The following is a 254-nucleotide window of genomic DNA, read 5'->3' as shown; positions in this document are numbered from 1 at the left end:
ATTACGCAAGTAAGTAAGATCCCTCAAAGACGATGAGGTAGATAGGTTCGGGGTGGAAGCGTGGCGACACGTGCAGCTGACGAATACTAATCGATCGAGGACTTAACCAAATATGAATTTGCGAGCAATCAATGTCTTTTATCCAGTTTTGAGTGAACAACTCAAGGTCTAGTGATGATGGCGAAGAGGTCACACCCGTTCCCATACCGAACACGGAAGTTAAGCTCTTCAGCGCCGATGGTAGTTGGGGGTCT

2 rRNA genes are annotated in these 254 nt (G+C 47.2%); both read left to right on the top strand.

The features are described from left to right. Positions 1-110 (top strand): 23S ribosomal RNA (locus PGC35_RS22210); the annotation flags it as partial. Positions 111-167: 57 nt separating this feature from the next. After that, positions 168-254 (top strand): 5S ribosomal RNA (gene rrf, locus PGC35_RS22205); the annotation flags it as partial.

The sequence above is a fragment of the Psychrobacillus sp. PGGUH221 genome (genome assembly GCF_042055255.1).
In the GTDB taxonomy this organism is placed as follows: domain Bacteria; phylum Bacillota; class Bacilli; order Bacillales_A; family Planococcaceae; genus Psychrobacillus.
This window is presented reverse-complemented; position numbering and strand designations above follow the sequence as displayed.